We start from the raw sequence: 18247 nt of genomic DNA, 5'->3' as shown, positions 1-18247 counted from the left end.
CCTTGCGGTGACCAGGCCTTCCAGTGATCGGTTATGATTAATGATCCGCCAGTCATTGTGTTGCAGCGGTCCCCGCTTGTCAAGCCTGCGGGCCGTTCCGGCAACCGGTGAAATCCGGCCGCCTCTTGTCCAGGAAGGCCCGCAGCCCCTCGGCGAATTCCGCGCTGTCGGCGCGGGCGGTGAACCGCTCCTTTTCGGCCAGAAGCTGTGCCGTGAAGGCCGCGGTCAGGGGCGCGCGCAACAGGGACTTTGCCGCCGCATGGGCGCCTGCGGGGCCGGCGGCCAGGCGCTGTGCCAGCGCTGCCGCCGTTGTGGCCAGGGCATCGGCGGCCACCACCTGATTGACGATGCCCAGCCGGTGCGCCTCGGCCGCGCCGAACCGGTCGCCCAGCATCACCAGTTCGCTGGCTCGTTTCAGGCCGCACAGATGCGGCAGGATCATGGTCGCCCCGCCATCCGGCGTGGCCCCCAGGTGGCAATAGGCCAGGGAGAAGCCCGCCCCCTCGGCCGCGACGGAAACGTCGCAGGCCGCGGCCAGTCCGATGCCGAACCCGGCAACAGGGCCGTTGATGGCGGCGATGACCGGCTTTGGCATGCGCCAGATGCGCTGCACCGCGCCATGGGCATGGCCGATCAGCCGGCTGAAATAACGGCGGCGGTCCGCCGGCGTCTGGTCCAGCGTGGTGGCGAATTCCCGTACATCGCCGCCGGCCATGAAGGCGCGGCCGGCCCCGGTCAGGACGATGGCGCGCACGGCGTCATCCGCCTCCAGCCCGGCCAGCACCCCGTCCAGGGCGGTGGCCAGCGCCATGTCCAGCGCGTTGAGCGCGTCGGGCCGGTTGACGGTGACATGGGCCACCGGTCCCCGCATTTCCACGCCGACCACGTCCCCGCCGGTCATCTCCCGTCCCTCCTTCACGTTCCCGTCCGGCGGTATGATTATGATCAATGAATCATTAGTCAATACAGGAAACGCCGGCCCGCCCGGAAGCGATGATGCCGCCACCCGGCCCGCCGCCCGCCCTGCCCGACGTTGAACCGTTGCCCCATCCGTTGCTATGATCCGGCGGGAAACAGCATGGGAACCGGCGCCTGTCCGGTGCCGGTTCACGTTCAGGGAGTGTCGACGGTGGGGGCAAGCGCACAGGGCCGGAAACGGAAGCCGTCCGCCGAAAAGGTGGAAAAGAACGAGGCCACGCGGATGGCCCTGATCGAGGCGGCGGCGAAGATCGTGGGGCGCTATGGTTATTCCGGCTGTTCCATCGCGCGGGTGACGGCCAAGGCCAAGGTGGCGCATGGCACCTTCTATCTGCATTTCAAGTCGCAACAGGAATTGTTCGATCTGCTGCTGCCGACCCTGGGCGCACGCATGCTGGACCGGATCAGCGAGGCGGTGCGCAACGCCACCTCCCTTTACGAGGTGGAGCGCCGGGGGCTGGAGGCGAACTTCGCCTATCTGGTGGCGCATCCCTATATGTACCGCCTGATGATGGAAGCGGAACTGTTCGCGCCGGCCGCCTTTCGCGCCCATGTCGACATGCTGGTCGAACGCTATGTCCGGTCCCTGCGCCGCAGCCTGAAGGACCAGGACCCGCCGCTGTACAGCGAGGCGGAACTGGAACAGGTGGCCAGCATGCTGATGGGCGCCCGATCCTATCTGCTGATGCGGTTCTGCGCGGCGGATGGCAAGATAAGGCCGCTGTCGCCGGAAATCCTGGATACCTATCTGCGCTTCGTCGCCAGCGGCCTGCAGGCGGGTCCGCTGGCACCACGGCCGCCGGAACCCCAGCCCGAGCCGCAACCGGCAAAAAAGCCCGCCCCCCGCCGCCGGGCGAAGGCGACGGTCAAGGATTAGGGCGGTTTTCCTTGTTTTCCGGCATGTCAACGGCCTCATCCGGTCACCCCGGCTTTCGCCGGGGTGATGGAGATAGTGAAGGTCATACCAACTTGCGATGAGTAGAACTCATCGCAAGTTGGTCCGGCGGCGACCGTCTTCAGCGCCGCCCCTCGATATAATCGTTGATCATCTCGTGAAAGCGGCGGACGCGCGCTTCCTGGCCCGTCAGATAGGCATCCTTGAACCCGCGGGAGCGCAGGCCCAGTTGCTGCCCCACGGCGATGGACAGGTCCTGGTCGGCGACGAAGCCCAGGGTCTGGTCGCCATGCGTGAAAATCTCATGCTCGGCCTCGGCCAGGGGGCGGGGGCCGACCGGGGTCGCGGCCTCCGTCTGTCCCGGCACCACGGGCACCATGTACCAATGGTCGAAGATGCATTTCTCCGGATCGGTCGGGTGGGGCTGCGGGCGCAGCAACTGGAACCCGTCGGCGCTCATGGTCAGGGAGATGTTGGGAAACAGGGTGTAATGGTGGTAGTCGGTCAACTGGTCGTCATCCAGCAGATCGTAATGGGCAAAGCCGCGTTCGCGGCCCAGCCGGCGCTTCTGTTCCTGCAGGGCGCGGCGCGCATCGCGGGCATGGCCCTGGAAGGCGGCCGGGTCCAGGTCCCAGGCGCGCAGGATGTCGTCCAGCGGCTGCGCCACATCCGTCACGCTCTGCGCCCGCAGCGATGGCAGGCCGCCCTTCATGCGCATCCGGTTGTGGCCGGAGGCGTAAAGATCGAACATCGTGTCCTGATAGGCATCCTCGATGAAGGTCGAGAGTTCGGGATGCAGGGTCGGCAGGTGATAGCTCTCGTTGAAATTGTCGTGAATGATCTTCCAGTTGCAGTTCACCTCCGCCGTCAGGTAAAGCACCCGCACCTGGCCATCCATGCCGTATTTCTCGAATTGCGGGGCCACGGGGTCCAGGAACTGCCGCAGCGGCGGGGCATCGGGGTCCATGTTGAACCAGACGAACCCGCCCCACACCTCGCACCGGACCGGGGAGAGGCGGACCTTGCCGCACGGGTTTCCCTGCGGGAAATCATCGGGATCCTGAACGCGGCAGGTGGTGCCGGCCCGGTCGAACTGCCAGGAATGATACGAACAGGTGAAGACCCTGGCATGGCCCAGATCGCCATGCACCAGCCGGTTTCCCCGGTGCGGACAGACATTGTAGAAGGCGGCGACCGACCCGTCCTCCTGCCTTACCATCAGGATGCTTTCACGGCCGATGCCATGGGTGATGTAATCGCCCGGCTGCGGCAGGTCCGCCGCCCAGCCGCCGATATGCCAGACACGGGTCCACATCCGGTCCCATTCCAGCGCCATGAATTCCCGGCTGGTATAGCGGTTCCCCGTGATCGGGTCCCCGCGCAGCGGCGGCGGCGGGGGAGAGGGATCGGCGGCGGGGCGGGGCGGCTGGCTGTTGATCACGGACACGGGCTTCATCCTCCGCAGGTCGGCCGGCATGCCGGCGCCATATTTATGATTGATGAGTCATTGATCATACTATGGCCGGAAGCGCCCGCCGTCAACGGCCGGCAGAAGCCGCGCGCGGGATATCGCCCTGCTGCGTGCCGGCGCCAGCATCCGTTGGCTTGGCGACCCCGCACGAGCGGTGCTGTGGCGGTCGCCGCCGGACCCACTTGCGATGAGTTCCACTCACCGCAACCTGGTGCTATGGCCGGCAGCGTGCCAGGAATGAGCGCTCGAAGGTGATCACGGTTTCGCCTGTGGATTTCAGGCCCGTGGTCTCCACGCCGATGATGCCTTGCTGCGGCCGCGACCGGGAGGGGCGCTTTTCGATGATGCGGCTGCGCGCATAGAGCGTGTCACCGACATAGACGGGATCGCGCAGGCGAACCTTGTCCCAGCCCAGATTGGCCACCGCGCGGGCCGAAAGCGCCTGGACCGTCATGCCGCCGACCAGCGCCAGGGTGATGGAGCTGTTCACCAGTATCCTTCCATATTCCCTGCCCTCGGCATAGGCCTTGTCGAAATGCAGCGGGTGCTGGTTCATCAGCAGCAGGGTCAGCCAGGTATTGTCCGTTTCCGTGATGGTCCGGCCCGGCCAGTGGTTGATGGTCATGCCGACCTCGAAATCCTCGAAATCGCCGCCATGGCATTCCTGATACTCGTTCTCCGCGATACGCACGAGGGTCATGACCTGCCGCTCCCGTCCCTGTTGCCGGCCCCGAAGGCCGCCTGCCACGCCTGTGCCGACCCAAGCAGGTCGCGTGCGCGCCTGACGAAAGGCGGGCCGATCATGCGCCCGTCCAGCATGCAGACACCGCCCCCGGCCGCCGCCGTGGCTTCCATGATGCGCCGGGCCTGATGCAGTTCCGCCGCCCGCGGGCGGAAGGCCGCGTTGATGCCGGCCAGTTCGCCGGGATGGACCGTTCCCTTGCCGTGGAAACCCAGCGAAACCGCCTCCTCGATCTCGGCGGCCAGGGCGCCGGGATCATCCAGGCGGAAATTCCCGGTATCCAGGCAGCCGATGCCGGCACCCGCCGCGGCCAGGGCCATCGCCTGGCGCGCGGCGCGCAGCGCGGCCGCACCGATATCCACGCCGATGGTTGCGGCCAGATCGGCCGATCCCAGGATCATCCCGTCCAGGGCATGCGCCAGTTCGGCGATGCGCTGCACGGCCTGGACCGTCTCGATGGTCGCATACAGGGCCGGGTGCCACCCGGCATCCGCCAGCGCCGCCCGCAGGCAGGCCGGCTCGGCGGCATCCTCGACCATGGTCATGAAGATGAAGGCCGGGCGCACCGGCGCCCCCATCAGCATCACCATGTCCCGGTGATGATCGGCCGTCCGGCAGCCATTGACGCGGACCGCCATCCGGCCCGGATCGCCGCCGCCGGCCAGGGCCTGCCGGCAGGCCGCCCGCGCCGCGTCCCGGCCGTCCCGCGGGACCGAATCTTCCAGATCGATCAGGTACAGGTCGGCATCATGCGTCCGCGCCTGTGCCAGATGCGCCGGGTTGCGGGCCGAACTGTAAAGCACGCTGCGCGGTATGGCCCGGCGGGGCGCTGCATCCCGCCTCATGCCGCGTCCCCGGCGCGGGTGGCGAAGCCGGCGATCATGCCGCACAGGCCCCGGATCGTCTCGTCACCCTGGCCGACACGCATCATGACCCGCAGGCCGGCGGTGCCGCGCGCGACGATCGGGAAAAAGACGGGGGAGACGTAATAGCCGGCCGCGAACAGCGCCCGCCCCAGTTCCACGACCTGCGTGTCCGGGACGGACACCAGCCGGATGGGAAAGCCGGCCCCGGCCTGCGGTGTGGGCACCAGGCTGTCGAACAGGGCGATCTTCTGCCGCAGCCGGGCCTGAAGGGTGGAGAGTTCCCCCGTCCGGTGGATCTCGGCCGAAGCCATGCTGGCGCCCACGGCGGCGGTGTTCATGGGCTGGGAATAGCTGAGCGCGCCGGCGAACCGCTCGACGATGCGCAGCGTCTCATGGCTTTGCCCGCCGAACATGATGGCGGCACCGCTGGCGCCAAAGGCCTTGTTCAGGGTGGCGACGATGATCGTCCGCTCATCCAGCCCGGCCATGGTGCTGCGCACGTGGCCGGCGCCGCGCCGGCCGGAAATGCTCAGCGAATGGCTGTCATCGTAATAGACATACAGCCCGTACCTTTCCTGCAGGCGGGACAGGTCGGCGACGGGGGCATAGCCGCCCAGGCTGTCGCTGCCATCGCAGACATAGCAGACCGTCGGGTGGCGGCGGCACATATCCTCGATGAAGTCGAGATCGTGATGGCGGCAGGTGAGCACCTCCGTCTCGTCGGCGCAGGCCGGCTTGGCCTGGCTCATCGATACGTGACAATTCTTGTCGAAGATCATCAGGGGCCGCCGGCCGCCGCTGAGATGGCCCGACCCCAGCAGCGGCAGCAGCCCGGCCGAGGCGACACTGGCGGAAATGGCGCTGACCACCTGGACCTCGAACAGCTCGCCAAGCGAGGCTTCGAGTTCGAGCAGCGCCGGTAACTGGACCCGGGCGCGGGGAATGCAATGGTCCAGCACGCCGAAGCGGCGCAACGCCGCGATGGCGCCGTCGATCACCCGCGGATGCTGGTCCAGATCCAGATAGGAACAGCAACTGAAATTGACGAAACGGTGCCCGTCGGCCCTGCGCAGTTCCCCGCCATCGAGATCGGCCACGATCCCGGCCAGCCCGTGCTTTTCGGACAGGTTCCAGAAGGCATTGCCGATTTCGATCGCCTTTGCATTGTTCCGGTAACGGTTTTCCGGCGTGACTTTGGTCATGGGGCGTCGCTGGCTCCCGGTTGGGGCTGGGGGGCCGGCCGGCTGCGGGCAGCCGGCCGGTAGTCGTAGAGCTTCATGAAGCGCCGGAACGCATCCTTGTAGAGCGCGTCGAACAGCACATAGGGATGGCGCAGCACCTTCGGCGTGTAGAGCCAGAAGTTCATGTTGACGTTCGCATCTTCCCCCAGGGGGTCGACCTGATGCCACCAGGCGGTTGGCAGGTACAGCATCTGGCCGGGCCGCAGAACGCATTCGCGGGCCTTGGGCAGTTCCGCCGCCATGGCGGGATAGGCCGTCAGGTCCAGCCGGGTCACGTCGGGAAATGCCGAATGGTGGCCGAACCCTTTCAGAACGGGGCGGGTGCTGTAGCGGCGCCAGCCCGGCGGCAGGCAGATGAAGCGCTTCGCCCCGGCAAGCTGGAGATTGAAATTCTCCATCTCGTCGAAATGGAGGCGGCCGAACTGCCCCTTGAAATTGATCCAGACATTCACCCGGTTGCCTGGCCGCCGGTAGGGGAACAGCGGTGCCGCGGGCATGCCCAGCACATCGTCCACCAGGCCGGGATTCTTCGCGATGTTGGTCACGACGCGGTAAAGGGTCTTCCCGTCCCTGGCCCGATAGCCGGGATTGTCGAGAAATTCCCCCAACGGGATGCTGGTGACCCTTGAGCGCTGCCGTGTGGCGATATCCGCCGGCTTGCAGAACAGCGTGACCTGTTCCCCGCCCAGGCCGGACCGTATCCGGTCGAATGCCGCCTGCGCCTCGTCGGCGCCGTACCAGTCGATCACGCAGGGCGTGTCCCGCCGCATGATGGCGGCCGGTCCCTGTTCCAGGAAGGCGGCGCGGGTCAGGACCGGAACGGGCTGGCCCAGGATGAGACGGGCGGCGTCGGGCATCATCGGTGATCCTCGGCAGGAAGGGCACCACCGGGCAGCGACGGCACATCCAGCCCGTAGGCATCGGTGACGAAGGCGGCCACCTGCCGGAAATCCGCCTGCGCTTCGGCATCCAGGCTTCCCAGGTCATGCGCAGCGGTGTCGGTGCAGCGGGCGAACAATTGTCCGCGCGGGATGGCAAGGGCGGCGCGGGGCCGCCGGGGCCGGTCGACAAGCCGCACCCAGGTCCGGGCCAGATGGTCGCGCCAGTGCAAGATATGCTCCGCCGTTGCAAGCCGGCGCCCTGCGGCCCGGCCCATGGCGGCGCGGCGGCCGGGATCGCGGGCCAGCGCGACGGCGGCGGCCACGAACGCGGCACAATCATCCACGACGGCCGCGCAGTCCGGCGTCACCAGATCGCGGATGCCGCCATGGGGAAACACGATGCAGGGCAGGCCGGCGGCCATCGCCTCCTGCAACGCCTTTTCACTGGTGGCATAGGTGAACGGGTTGAGCGGATAGAAGAATATGTCCGCCGCCTGCAGGAAGGCGTCCGCCTGCTCGATGAAGCCCGTGAAGTCGACCCGGTCGGCGATGCCCAGCGCCTCGGCCTCCCGGCGATAGGCGTCCAGCGTTCCGTCTCCGGCGAACCTGAAGCGTGCCGTGGGAACCTGCCGCAGGATCGCCGCCGCCATCGGCAGGGCGGCGCGATGCATCTTTATCGGCTCCACCGTGCCCAGATAGGCAAAGACGATTTCTCCCCCCGGCCGGCCGGCTGGCGCCTCTGCCGGCCCCGGCCGGTCGGGGGGGGAAACCGTCGGCGCGGCGGAATAGACGCAGGGCGGCGGGGGAAGGCCGGCGGCCTGCCGGGCCCGGACGAATGCCGGATTGCCGGCCGCACCGGGCGTCGTCACGGAACAAAGATCGACCCGGGACAGAAGCAGCGCCGACGGGCACATGTAGGGCGCATCGAAATGCCCCCGGCTGTGCAGCAGCAGCCGGCAGGGCGGCAGGTCGGTCGATGTCAGGAAGGCGTTGACCTCCGGATTGTTCCACCATTCGATCTGCACGCCGTCGCAGCTTCGCACCGCGTCCATGATGGCGGCCGGGTCCCGGATCACCTCCACCCCGCTGCGGGCGAAACGGGCCAGTGCCGCCGGTTCCGGCCGCCGCAGCGACGCGACGGTCTGGGTGAAGCCGGGCGGGCCGTCGATGCACTGGCGCAGCATGCCCAGACTGGCGCCGCCATCGGTAACCTCCCGGATCACATGCAGGATCCTCATCGCCTCATGCCCCGTGCCGCCATGCCGACAGCAGCGCGTCCCGATCCGGAAAGCCGGGCCCGAACAGCGCATCGTTCAGGGCCGGCACCGTCTCGTCGGCAAGCATCAGGAACCGGAAAAGCGGATCGTCCAGCATGACCGGCCAGCGCCTCAGCACATCCATCGTCGCGGCCCGGCCATCCCGCGACAATCCGTCGAACGAACTCCCGCCGCCGATGGGGCTGATGGCGGCCGGCACCTCGGGCGACCGTGCAAGCCCCAGCGCGGCCGACAAGGCCGCCCGTTCCCCCGCATCCCCCACCCACCGGTTGAACAATACCGGGCGCAAGGGGGTGCAGCCATCCAGGACCAGCCGGGCATACCGGCACCAGAGATCGGGGAAATCCCGGACCCTGAAGCGATAGGCGAAGGCCGGCCGGTCCCGCGCGCTCCGCGCGATGGAAGCGGCGTTGTTGGGATAGTCCCGCAGCAGCAGAAGCGCGTCGGCGCGGTGGGCGACGCGGGCGTTCCAGGCAAACGGAAACACCGCCGGATCGCAATTCTCATAGGACACGATCAGGCAGCGTTGCAGGGCGGACGGCACGACCTGCCCGTATTTGTGGCCATCGACCCGCAGCCGGCCCGGCCCGCCTTCGAACAGTGCCGGTTCCGCGCTGTTGAGGAACAGGACCTCGCCGGCCGCGAAATGCCGCGACAGCCATTCGACCAGCGCGTGGTTGCCGGAACGGCGGATGCCGAACAGGAAGAAGGCCCGGTCGAACAGCGGGGCGGGGGCCCCGCCCGGCGGTTGCAGTCCGGCGACGGCCCGGCGAAGCACCCCCCGGTCCAGTCGCCCCGACCGGAGATCGGCCAGGGTCCGGCGCTGAAAGGCCAGGGCCGCGGCCAGGGCCCCCTGGCCGCGGTATCCCGGATCCTCTCCGCAGAGATCGAGGGTCAGCCGGTCGAGCGCGGCGGCCGGCAGCAGGGTCGCAAGATCCTGGACATGGCGTTCGATCTCGTCATCGGTCCGTGCCGCGGCGGGGACTTCCGGTATCTGCGTGATGGCTTGCATGTGCATGGCGTGCCCGTTCACCCGACCGCCGCGGCCGGAAGCCCGGCCGGCCGCAACGGCGTGGTCGTGCCATAGCGGGAATGCTGGCCGGCCGCGCGCGGGGCGGCGATATAGTTCACGATGGCGGCGAGACGGCCCCGGTCCGACCGGTTCGGCCTGCTGGCATGGATGGTCAGCACATCCAGGAACAGCGCGTCCCCGGCCGCCATCTCGATCACCCTGACGCTCTGCGGATCGATGCGGCCGTCTTCGATCTGCCAGTCCTCAAGCTCGTGATGTTCCAGCATGCCCCGGCTGTGCGACCCCGGCACGACCTCCATGCAGCCATTGCCGGCCGTTGCCGGGTCGATGGGACACCAGATGGTCACCTGCGCACCCGTCATGTCCGGCCAATAGGCAAGGTCCTGGTGGAAGGGTTTGCGCCGGCCCTGGAACGGCGGCTTGTAGAGCATCTTGGATGAATGGAGATAGATCCGGGGGCCGATGAACCGTTCGACCAGGTCCAGGACGCGGTCGCCGCCGAAGATGGACCTGAAAACCGCCGAATGCTCGAACGGGGCAGGGACCCGGCGCACGATCCGCGCCGCACCGTCCCCGTCGGCCGGTTCCCATGCGGTGCCATCCTGCCGCCAGCGCTCCTCCCCCTCGCCACGGTCGGCCTTTGCCTGGGCCTGGGTCAGCAGCAGCCTCAACGCCTCGCATTGCGCGGGGTCAAGAAGACCGGGGACGACGCAATAGCCGTTTTCCCGGAAAAAGGTCATATCCGGAATAAAGCCCATTGATGCGCTTTCCTCTGAAAGAATGCTGGCTTATACTCTTATTGGTAGGTAAGAGTCCATGATGCATCGATATAAATGCGAAAGAGGCTTTATATAATGCAATCGTTGAGTCGTGTGGCGGCAGGGGTCTCTCCCATCAGGAACGGACCGTTCGCGGCCTGCACGTTCGTGGGGGTGCGATGACGCGGAACCCCAGGATCATCGTCGGCATTTCCTGTTCCCATGATGCGTCCGCCTGCCTGCTGGTCGACGGCAGGCTCGTGCGGGCCGTGCAACTGGAACGGCTGACCCGCGTGAAGCATGATGGCCGGCCGTTCCTGTCCAGCCGGGCGGCCGTCGATTACTGCCTGGAGGCGGAGGGGCTGACGCCGGACGATGTCGACCTGTTCGCGTTCAATTCCCAGAACCTGCTGCCCGGACAGGTCGGGCTGGGCTTTCCCCTGGCCGATGGCGGGTTCGACCTGTTCGACCCGCTGGGAGACCGGTCGGTCTTCGTCACCCACCATCTGGCCCATGCGTTCGCCGCCTATTTCTGCGCGCCGTTCGGCGATGCGACCGTCATGGTGATCGACGGGTCCGGCGGCAGCGTCATCGGCGATGACGACCTGATCCTGGACGGGCCGGGCCTTGCCGCCTATATCGCCCGCCCGGTGCCGGTGCCGCGCCCCGGCTATCATGCGGAATCCATCTATCATTTCACCGATGAGGGCTACCGGCTCTGCCGGCGGCACGTGGCGCGGTCCTTCCATCCGATGTGCGGCTCCTCCTCCCTGGGCGAGACCTATGCCGCCGTCTCCCACCATGTGTTCGGCGACTGGATGGAGGGGGGAAAGCTCATGGGCCTGGCACCCTATGGCCAGGCGCAGGCGTTCGGCCCCAGCCTGCTGGAAACCGCGGCGGACGGGTTGCTGCATTTTTCCAGCGGCTGGAAGGCCGCGCAGACCGACGCCGTTCGCCGCCTGGACCCGATGGCACACCGTCATCTGGCCGCGCGGGTCCAGCGCGACCTGGAAGCCGCGCTGGTGGAGCGGGCGCGCCACGCCATCGGGCTGACCGGCGCCGCCCGCATCGCCTATGCCGGCGGCGTGGCGCTGAACAGCGTCGCGAACCAGCGGATCGTGGAACTGCCGGGGGTGGAGCGCTTTTATGCCATGCCGGCCAGTCACGATGCCGGCATCTGCATCGGTGCCGCCGCGGCGGCCCTTTATTTCGCCACGGGGCAGTGCAAGGGGCAGCCGGTCACCCATGATTTCCTGGGCCGCGGCTATCGCCCTGACGAGGTGGCGTCGGCCATCGCCGACCATCAAGCCGCGATGACGGTGGAACCGATGTCCATCGCGGCAGTGGCACAGCGCCTGCGGGACGGGCAGGTCGTGGGCTGGTTCGAAGGCGGGGCGGAGTTCGGTCCCCGCGCGCTCGGCCACCGGTCCATCCTGGCCGCCCCGTTCGAGCGGGAGACATGGCGCCACCTGAACGCGGCGATCAAGTACCGGGAGGAGTTCCGCCCCTATGCCCCCCTGGTCCTGGCCGAGGCGGCGGAAACCTTCTTCGACATGGGGCCGGACCCGGAAAGCCCCTATATGCTGCGCGTCGTCAGGGTGAGGGACGAATGGCGGCCGCGGCTGGGGGCGGTGACGCATGCCGACGGATCGGCCCGCGTGCAGACGGTGGACCGCATCCGCACCCCACGCCTGCATGCGCTGCTGACGGCATTCGCCGGCCTGACGGGCGTGCCCATCCTGGTCAATACCAGCATGAATGTCCGGGGTCAGCCCATGGTGGAAACCCCTTCCCAGGCCATCGAGATGCTTTTGTCCACCGGCATGGATTGCCTGGTCATGGAGGACCGGCTGCTGACGCGCTATGTCTGCCCGGCCGGCCGGATCGAGGATCACGCCGTCATCCTGGCCCCCGGCTGCTCCCTTCATGCCGAGGGGCGGGGGGACGGGATCATCTGCACGGTCGCCGCGCAGGCCCAGGGGAACCGGCCCGTGGCCGTTCCAAGACCGCTGTTCCTGTGCCTGGCCGACGCGACGGCGGGGCACAGGGTGGGGGCGCTGCTGGCGGCACATGGCATCGAAGGTCCCCGGCGTGCGGAGGCCCTGGCCGCCCTGCGCGACCTGATCGACGGGCATCGCCTGCTGGTGCTCCGCCCCGACGGCCCCATGGCCCCCATGGACCCTGCGGCCCCAACGCCCCGAGTGACCGGATGATCATGGAACCTGTGCCGCTGCGTGTCGCCCTCATCGGTGCCGGGTTCATCGGCACGGATCTTCTGATCAAGATCGGCCGGTCGCAGAAGCTGCGCTGCGTCCATGTCGTGGGGCGGGACATGAATTCCACCGGCCTGCGATGGGCGGCCCGGAACGGCTACCGTGTGTCCGATCAGGGTGTGGCCGCCCTGCTGGCCGACCCGGAGGGCTTCGATCTCGTCTTCGATGCCACCGACGCGCGGGCCAACCTGAACCATTGGCGCCTGCTGGACCCGCTGGGGAAGATACTGGTCAATCTGACGCCCAGCCCGTCGGGCGTGATGATTGCGCCGACGGTCAATGGCGGGGCCGTCACCCGGTCGCGCAACATCAACCTGATCAGTTGCGGTGGCCAGGCGGCCGTGCCCATCGTCCATGCGCTGGGCCGGGTCGCCGCGCGCATCCCCTATATCGAGGTGGTGACCACGGCGGCCAGCCGCAGCGTCGGCCAGGGCACGCGGATGAACCTGGACGAGTTCATCGATGTGACGGGCGGCGCGGTGCAGGCCTTTTCCGGGGCGGCACAGGTGAAGGCGCTGGTCAATCTCAGCCCGGCCAGCCCGGCCCCGGTCTTCCGGGTCGCCATCACCGCCCTGCTGGAAGGGGCGGACGCCACGGAGGTCCGGCAGGCGATCGAACAGGCCGCCGCCGGCGTGCGCCGCTTCTGCCCCGGCTATGCCGTCACCACCTGCGACATCCGTGCGGACGGGACAATCTTCATCGCCATCGGCGTCACCGGGCGGGGGGACCGGCTGCCCTTCTTCGCCGGCAACCTGGACATCATCAACGACGCCGCGGTGGCGGTGGCGGAAAGCCTGGCCGATCTTTCCATTCCCGCGGGGCACAGGGCATGAACGGCATGCAACCACCGTCGATCCGCATCTATGATCCGACCCTGCGCGACGGCCAGCACGCCGTGCGGCACCAGCTGGGGGAACGGCATCTGGCCGCCTATGCCGCGGCGGCGGACCGCGCGGCCATTCCGGTGGTGGAGGTGGGGCACGGCAACGGCCTTGGCGCCTCCTCCCTGCAGGCGGGGCGGGCGGCGCTGACCGACCGGGAGATGCTGCGCACGGTGCGCGCGGCCCTGCGCAACAGCCGCATGGCCGTCTTCATGCTGCCCGGCTGGGGCGTGACCCGCGATATCGATACCGCCGCCGGGGAGGGGGCCGACATCGTCCGGATCGGCGCCCATTGCACCGAGGCCAACGTGACCGAACGCTATCTGGGCCATGTGAACCGGATGGGGCTGGAGGCCCAGGGGGTCCTGCTGATGAGCCACATGGCCTCGCCGGAGCGGCTGGCCCGGGAATGCCGGCGCATGGTGGAGTTCGGGGCCCATGCGGTCGGGCTGTTCGACAGCGCCGGCCATTACCTTCCCAAGGACGTGTCGGAGCGTATCGCGGCGATCCGCAGCGAAGTCGGCGTGCCCATCCTGTTCCATGCGCATAACAATCTGGGCATGGCCGTCGCCAACGCCGTCGCGGCGGCCGAGGCGGGCGCCACCATCCTGGACGCCTGTGCCCGCGGGTTCGGGGCCGGGGCCGGCAACGCACAGCTTGAAGTGCTGGTGCCCGTGCTGGAACGGCTGGGCTACCGTCTCGGCATCGATCTCTATGCCCTTCTGGACGCCGCCGAACTGGCGGAACGGGACCTGATCGGCGCCAATCTGCCGCGTATCGACCAGTTGAGCATCGTCAGCGGACTGGCCGGCGTCTTCTCCGGCTTCAAGTCCCGGGTGGCGGCAATCGCGGGCGAGCGCGGGCTCGATGCACGGGACATTTTCTTCGAACTGGGCCGGCGGCAGGTCATTGCGGGGCAGGAGGATGTCATCTATGACGTTGCCGATGCTCTTATGAACGGGAAAATGCGGCGTGACGCTGATGAATGAACTTGCCGAGAGGAACAGGCTCCGCCGTCTGGAAGTCGAAGCCTATTGCCGCGACCGCCGCGCCGCGCATGCGGCGTCGTCCTTTCCGGCCTTTGACGCCTATCCGATCCCGATGCTGAAGCGCCGGATCGCCGATGCCCTGTCCGCCCGGTGGGGCAAGGGCCGGCTGAACCCGCAGATCGAGCTGATCGAGCGCGAGCGCTATGGCGGCGATCTGGTCGTGAAGGTGCCCGAACTGCTGCGCGACGGAGGGCCGAAGGGCTTCATCGCCAAGCACCTGCCCTGGATCGTGGAGGAATTGTCGCAGCCCGCCTTCGCCGATGCCATCGCGCGCATCGAGGCCAAGGGGATGTATGTCAACCTGACGCTGAGCGACCGCTGGCTGCTGCAAAGCGCGCAGGATGTGGTGGAGCGCGGCGAGGATTTCGGCCTGAACGACGCGCTGCGCCCGACGACATACGTGGTGGATTATTCATCCCCCAACGTGGCCAAGGTGCTGCATGCCGGCCATATCCGGTCGACCATCATCGGCCATGTCCTGTCCAACCTGTTCGAGGCGTGCGGGGCGCTGGTCTATCGCGTCAACCATATCAACGATTTCGGCGGGTTCGGCTTCACGCTGGAAGGCTATCGCCGGTTCAAGGACCTGTTCCCCCCGGCAATGGGGGAGAATGACCGCCTGCTGGAAATCTATCGCATCCGCCGCACGGCGGAGCGGATCATCGAAAAGCGGGTGCCGCTGGACGAGGTGCCGGCCGAGGACCGGGAGATCATCACCCGTTATTTCGGTGTGGACAGCACCGATGCGCTGGAGGGCCGGTTCCGCGACTTCGTCCGTGTCGCCGACGCCCGCTTCGCGGCGCTGGAGAGGGGCGAGCCCGAGGAGGTCGGGCTCTGGGCGCAGATGGTGGGATGGAGCCTTGCCGACTTCGACAGGTTCTATCAGGCGCTGGATGTCGAGTTCGACCTGACCATCGGCGAGAGCTTCTATGCGGAGGCGGGGGACGCGGTCGTCGATCGCGGGCTGGAAACCGGCGATGCGCTGGTGCTGACCGAAGCGATCGCCGGGGAGGCGCTGGCCGCCCTGGACGCGCAGCAGGCGGAAGGCAAGATCACCGAGGTGGAGCGCGATACGCTCTCGAAGCTGGTGCGCAAGGATATCGGCGCCGTCGTGGTGCCGCTGGACAATAACGAGCGGTATGTCGTCCGCCGCGCGGACGGCAACAGCATCTATGCCACCCGCGACCTGGGGGCCATCAGCCTGCGGCGGCAGATATTCAATCCGACCGACATCATCTATGTCGTCGGACAGGAACAGCAGGTCCATTTCGACCGGCTGTTCCGGGCGGCCCTGCGGCTGGGGCTGGCATCGCCGGGCGATCCGCGCTTCCAGCATCTCTGGTTCGGCTTCTATGTCGATGCGAAATCCGGCAGGAAGCTGTCCAGCCGCGACACCGTCGCCAATGTCAATCACATGCTGGTGGAAGCGAAGCGCCATTTCCGCGATCGCCTCAGCGACCGGGTCGACCAGGGTCCGGAGGAGATCGAGAAGGCGGCGCAGGAACTGTCCATCGGCTCGGTCGTCTTCAACGACCTGCAGCAGGACATGAAGGGGTCGGTCGAGATCGATGCGGCCAACCTGGAGGCCACCATCGCCGGCTTCGAGAAGTCGGGCGGCGCCTATGTCGTCTATTCGGCCTGCCGCGCGCGCAGCATCCTGCGGCGCCACGGCAAGGAGCCGCCGGCGGCCAAGGATATCGACACGTTCGAGATCGACGCGCAGGAAGCCCACATGCTCCTGACGATCCAGGAGATCGTGGAGAAGATCAGGATCACGGCGGAGAAGTCCAATCCCGCGATCCTGGTGCGCCACCTGCTGGGCATCGCGGCGATCTACAATTCCTATTATGCGCGCGTGCCGGTGATCCGGGACGGCCAGGCCGATCCGGCGCGCCTGCTGATCACCAAGGCGGTTCAGCATTCGCTGACCGCCGGCCTCAGGCTCTGCCATGTGGAGTGCCCGGAGGCGATCTGACGACAGGGGGGAACTTGGCGCGACTTGATGGCAAACGCTGCCTCGTGACGGGCGGTGCCAACGGCATCGGTCGCGCCATTGCCGAGGCGTTCGCGGTCGAAGGCGGGGATGTCTTCATCACCTCCCGGGCCGATCCCGCCGCCGCCGCCGCCGTCTGCGCCGGCATTGCCGGCATGGGCCGCCAGACGGGCTTCCTGGTCATGGAGGCGGAAACGCCCGACGCCGTGGAAAGCCTGTTCACCGCGGCGCAGGCCTGCCTGGGCCGGATCGACGTGCTGGTCAACAATGCCGCCACGGCGGCCCGCACACCCTTTCTGGAGATGAGCGAGGCGGAATATGACCGCACCATGACGGTCAATCTCCGCTTCCCCTTCTTCACGACGCAGCGTTTCGCCCGGACCTGCGTGGCCGATGGCCGGCCGGGCAGCGTCATCAATGTGGCCTCCGTCAGCGCCACCAAGGCGATCAGCCGGCTGAGCGCCTATCAATGCAGCAAGGCGGGGCTGGTGATGCTCACCCGTGGCGCGGCTTACGAGCTGGCGCCCTGGGGCGTGCGCGTCAACACCCTGTCGCCGGGCCTGACGGCGACCAAGGGCAATGCCGACCAATGGCGCGACAATCCCGTTCTGTGGCAGGAAAGGGGGCGCGACCTTCCCCTGGGCCGGGCCGGGACACCGGCGGACATGGCCGGGGCCGCCGTGTTCCTGGCCTGCGACCAGTCCGCCTGGATGACGGGCGGGGAGATCGTGGTCGATGGCGGGGACAGCGTCATCTGATGCCGCCCGCCATCCCTTTCATCACGCGCGAGCGGCTGGCGGATCCCCGGCTGATGGCGCTTGCCATCGACGCCATCGGCCCGGCCTTCGCATCATTGACCGGCGGCGGCCTGCAGGCGCCGGACCGCACCTTGATCCAGACCGGCGCCGCGCCGCCCCTGCGGCAATTGCTGGTCAGCCCGGTCGCCTGGCCGGACCGGGCCCGGGCGACCGTCAAGGTCACCACGCTGACGCCTGCCAACCCGGCCCGCGGGCTGGCATTGATCCAGGGGCTGGTGCTGCTGCTCGACCTTGAAACCGGCCAGCCACGGGCGATGCTGGAAGGCGGCGGCCTTACGGCATTGCGCACGGGGGCGACGGCCGGTTATGCGGCACAGCGCCTCTCCGCCCCGGGGGCCGCCGATCTGGCCGTGATCGGCGCCGGGGTCCAGGCGCGGGCGCTGATCGATGCCATGCTGACGGTGCGCCCCATCCGGACCGTGCATCTGGCCTCCCGCGGGCGGTCGGGGCTCGACCGGCTGGCGGACTGGGTCGCGTCGCGCTGGGGCCGGCGGGTGGATGTACGGGTCCATGACGATGTCGGGGCGGCGGTGGCCGGGGCCGACATTCTTTGCACCGCGACATCGACGGAAGACCCTACCCCCCTGGTCACGCCCGGCATGGCACGGCCGGGCACTTTCTATGCCGTCATCGGCGGCGCGACCGAGCATGCCTGCGAGATCGCACCGGACCTGTTGCGCGGCGCGCGTGTGGTGGTGGAGACGGTGGACGGCGCCCTGGCCGAAGCCGGGGAGATACGGGCCGCCCTGGCGCGCGGCTTCCTGCACGCGGCCGACCTGCTGGACCTGCCCACCCTGGCCACCGCCCCCCACCCACCCCCCGCCGACCGACCGGCAACCATCTTCCGATCCGTCGGCCACGCCGCAGAAGACCTCGCCGTGGCCGACGCGGTCTTTGAGGCGATGGGCGGGGAGGGGGGCGGCCCGTTGTAGCTATCGAAGCCAAGTCTTTGATGCTCCGAAGCGAACATAAAATCAACGCGGTGAGCAGCGAATGGCCTGAACTTGCACAATAAATTGGCATCAACATGTTCAATAATTTGCAGATCGCAGGCGAATACAGAAAATCACCCGAACCGCGTTTTCCCCTTG

16 protein-coding genes are annotated in these 18247 nt (G+C 67.9%); 7 read left to right on the top strand and 9 right to left on the bottom strand.

Annotated features, from left to right (window positions below; genetic code table 11):
- Window positions 1-79 precede the first annotated feature (79 nt).
- A complete protein-coding gene (locus tag ACM9LZ_RS20900; protein WP_416621462.1) occupies window positions 80-901 on the bottom strand; it encodes an enoyl-CoA hydratase/isomerase family protein in 822 nt (273 codons plus the stop codon).
- 276 nt (window positions 902-1177) lie between these two features.
- Between ACM9LZ_RS20900 and ACM9LZ_RS20895 the strand changes: the two genes are divergently transcribed.
- Window positions 1178-1855 (top strand): TetR/AcrR family transcriptional regulator, encoded by a 678-nt coding sequence (locus ACM9LZ_RS20895; RefSeq protein WP_416621461.1) that lies wholly within the window; start codon window positions 1178-1180, stop codon window positions 1853-1855.
- Window positions 1856-1994: 139 nt separating this feature from the next.
- Here ACM9LZ_RS20895 and ACM9LZ_RS20890 read toward each other — a convergent pair whose 3' ends face one another.
- The 8 genes from ACM9LZ_RS20890 to ACM9LZ_RS20855 all read right to left on the bottom strand — a co-directional run bounded on the left by ACM9LZ_RS20890 (window position 1995) and on the right by ACM9LZ_RS20855 (window position 10142).
- Window positions 1995-3320, bottom strand: coding sequence for an aromatic ring-hydroxylating oxygenase subunit alpha (locus tag ACM9LZ_RS20890; RefSeq protein WP_416621460.1), 1326 nt, complete (start codon window positions 3318-3320; stop codon window positions 1995-1997).
- A 238-nt stretch (window positions 3321-3558) separates the two neighbouring features.
- Entirely contained in the window at window positions 3559-4044 is a 486-nt protein-coding gene (locus ACM9LZ_RS20885) for a MaoC family dehydratase (RefSeq protein WP_416621459.1), read from the bottom strand.
- The gene (locus ACM9LZ_RS20880) at window positions 4041-4931 is read right to left on the bottom strand and encodes an HpcH/HpaI aldolase/citrate lyase family protein (protein ID WP_416621458.1); all 891 of its coding nucleotides are present in this window, start codon (window positions 4929-4931) and stop codon (window positions 4041-4043) included. Before ACM9LZ_RS20880 ends, ACM9LZ_RS20885 begins: the two co-directional genes overlap by 4 nt.
- Window positions 4928-6154 carry an 8-amino-7-oxononanoate synthase family protein gene (locus tag ACM9LZ_RS20875; RefSeq protein WP_416621457.1) on the bottom strand — a complete coding sequence of 409 codons (1227 nt, stop codon included), beginning with the start codon at window positions 6152-6154 and terminating at the stop codon, window positions 4928-4930. The genes ACM9LZ_RS20880 and ACM9LZ_RS20875 overlap by 4 nt, the downstream gene beginning before the upstream one ends.
- Window positions 6151-7053, bottom strand: a complete 903-nt coding sequence (locus ACM9LZ_RS20870) for a cupin-like domain-containing protein (protein WP_416621456.1) — start codon at window positions 7051-7053, stop codon at window positions 6151-6153. Before ACM9LZ_RS20870 ends, ACM9LZ_RS20875 begins: the two co-directional genes overlap by 4 nt.
- On the bottom strand, window positions 7050-8312 hold the full coding sequence (locus ACM9LZ_RS20865) for a glycosyltransferase family 4 protein (RefSeq protein WP_416621455.1): 1263 nt from the start codon (window positions 8310-8312) through the stop codon (window positions 7050-7052). Before ACM9LZ_RS20865 ends, ACM9LZ_RS20870 begins: the two co-directional genes overlap by 4 nt.
- 4 nt (window positions 8313-8316) lie before the next feature.
- Window positions 8317-9369: a hypothetical protein gene (locus tag ACM9LZ_RS20860; RefSeq protein ID WP_416621454.1), complete on the bottom strand. Its 1053-nt coding sequence runs from the start codon at window positions 9367-9369 to the stop codon at window positions 8317-8319.
- Between the two features lie 11 nt (window positions 9370-9380).
- Complete coding sequence (locus ACM9LZ_RS20855; RefSeq protein WP_416621453.1) at window positions 9381-10142, bottom strand: phytanoyl-CoA dioxygenase family protein; 762 nt, start codon at window positions 10140-10142, stop codon at window positions 9381-9383.
- 179 nt (window positions 10143-10321) lie between these two features.
- Between ACM9LZ_RS20855 and ACM9LZ_RS20850 the strand changes: the two genes are divergently transcribed.
- The 6 genes from ACM9LZ_RS20850 to ACM9LZ_RS20825 are packed head-to-tail and all read left to right on the top strand — an operon-like array spanning window position 10322 to window position 18088.
- Complete coding sequence (locus ACM9LZ_RS20850) at window positions 10322-12355, top strand: carbamoyltransferase family protein (RefSeq protein WP_416621452.1); 2034 nt, start codon at window positions 10322-10324, stop codon at window positions 12353-12355.
- Between the two features lie 2 nt (window positions 12356-12357).
- Entirely contained in the window at window positions 12358-13248 is an 891-nt protein-coding gene (locus tag ACM9LZ_RS20845; protein ID WP_416621451.1) for an acetaldehyde dehydrogenase (acetylating), read from the top strand.
- Window positions 13249-13253: 5 nt separating this feature from the next.
- Window positions 13254-14285, top strand: a complete 1032-nt coding sequence (gene dmpG, locus ACM9LZ_RS20840) for a 4-hydroxy-2-oxovalerate aldolase (RefSeq protein ID WP_416621450.1) — start codon at window positions 13254-13256, stop codon at window positions 14283-14285.
- The gene (argS, locus tag ACM9LZ_RS20835; RefSeq protein ID WP_416621501.1) at window positions 14278-16320 is read left to right on the top strand and encodes an arginine--tRNA ligase domain-containing protein; all 2043 of its coding nucleotides are present in this window, start codon (window positions 14278-14280) and stop codon (window positions 16318-16320) included. The genes dmpG and argS overlap by 8 nt, the downstream gene beginning before the upstream one ends.
- A gap of 14 nt (window positions 16321-16334) precedes the next feature.
- Window positions 16335-17096, top strand: coding sequence for an SDR family NAD(P)-dependent oxidoreductase (locus ACM9LZ_RS20830; RefSeq protein ID WP_416621449.1), 762 nt, complete (start codon window positions 16335-16337; stop codon window positions 17094-17096).
- Window positions 17096-18088, top strand: coding sequence for an ornithine cyclodeaminase family protein (locus ACM9LZ_RS20825; protein ID WP_416621448.1), 993 nt, complete (start codon window positions 17096-17098; stop codon window positions 18086-18088). Before ACM9LZ_RS20830 ends, ACM9LZ_RS20825 begins: the two co-directional genes overlap by 1 nt.
- The last annotated feature ends 159 nt before the right edge of the window (window positions 18089-18247 follow it).

The sequence above is a fragment of the Niveispirillum fermenti genome, assembly GCF_048066175.1.
Classification (GTDB): domain Bacteria; phylum Pseudomonadota; class Alphaproteobacteria; order Azospirillales; family Azospirillaceae; genus Niveispirillum; species Niveispirillum fermenti.
This window is presented reverse-complemented; position numbering and strand designations above follow the sequence as displayed.

Coding starts and splice junctions, on each gene's coding strand:
- ACM9LZ_RS20900 (WP_416621462.1), bottom strand. CDS start 901: ATGACCGGCGGGGACGTGGTCGGCGTGGAAATGCGGGGACCGGTGGCC.
- ACM9LZ_RS20885 (WP_416621459.1), bottom strand. CDS start 4,044: ATGACCCTCGTGCGTATCGCGGAGAACGAGTATCAGGAATGCCATGGC.
- ACM9LZ_RS20880 (WP_416621458.1), bottom strand. CDS start 4,931: ATGAGGCGGGATGCAGCGCCCCGCCGGGCCATACCGCGCAGCGTGCTT.
- ACM9LZ_RS20875 (WP_416621457.1), bottom strand. CDS start 6,154: ATGACCAAAGTCACGCCGGAAAACCGTTACCGGAACAATGCAAAGGCG.
- ACM9LZ_RS20870 (WP_416621456.1), bottom strand. CDS start 7,053: ATGATGCCCGACGCCGCCCGTCTCATCCTGGGCCAGCCCGTTCCGGTC.
- ACM9LZ_RS20865 (WP_416621455.1), bottom strand. CDS start 8,312: ATGAGGATCCTGCATGTGATCCGGGAGGTTACCGATGGCGGCGCCAGT.
- ACM9LZ_RS20860 (WP_416621454.1), bottom strand. CDS start 9,369: ATGCACATGCAAGCCATCACGCAGATACCGGAAGTCCCCGCCGCGGCA.
- ACM9LZ_RS20855 (WP_416621453.1), bottom strand. CDS start 10,142: ATGGGCTTTATTCCGGATATGACCTTTTTCCGGGAAAACGGCTATTGC.
- ACM9LZ_RS20850 (WP_416621452.1), top strand. CDS start 10,322: ATGACGCGGAACCCCAGGATCATCGTCGGCATTTCCTGTTCCCATGAT.
- ACM9LZ_RS20845 (WP_416621451.1), top strand. CDS start 12,358: ATGGAACCTGTGCCGCTGCGTGTCGCCCTCATCGGTGCCGGGTTCATC.
- dmpG (WP_416621450.1), top strand. CDS start 13,254: ATGCAACCACCGTCGATCCGCATCTATGATCCGACCCTGCGCGACGGC.
- argS (WP_416621501.1), top strand. CDS start 14,278: ATGAATGAACTTGCCGAGAGGAACAGGCTCCGCCGTCTGGAAGTCGAA.
- ACM9LZ_RS20825 (WP_416621448.1), top strand. CDS start 17,096: ATGCCGCCCGCCATCCCTTTCATCACGCGCGAGCGGCTGGCGGATCCC.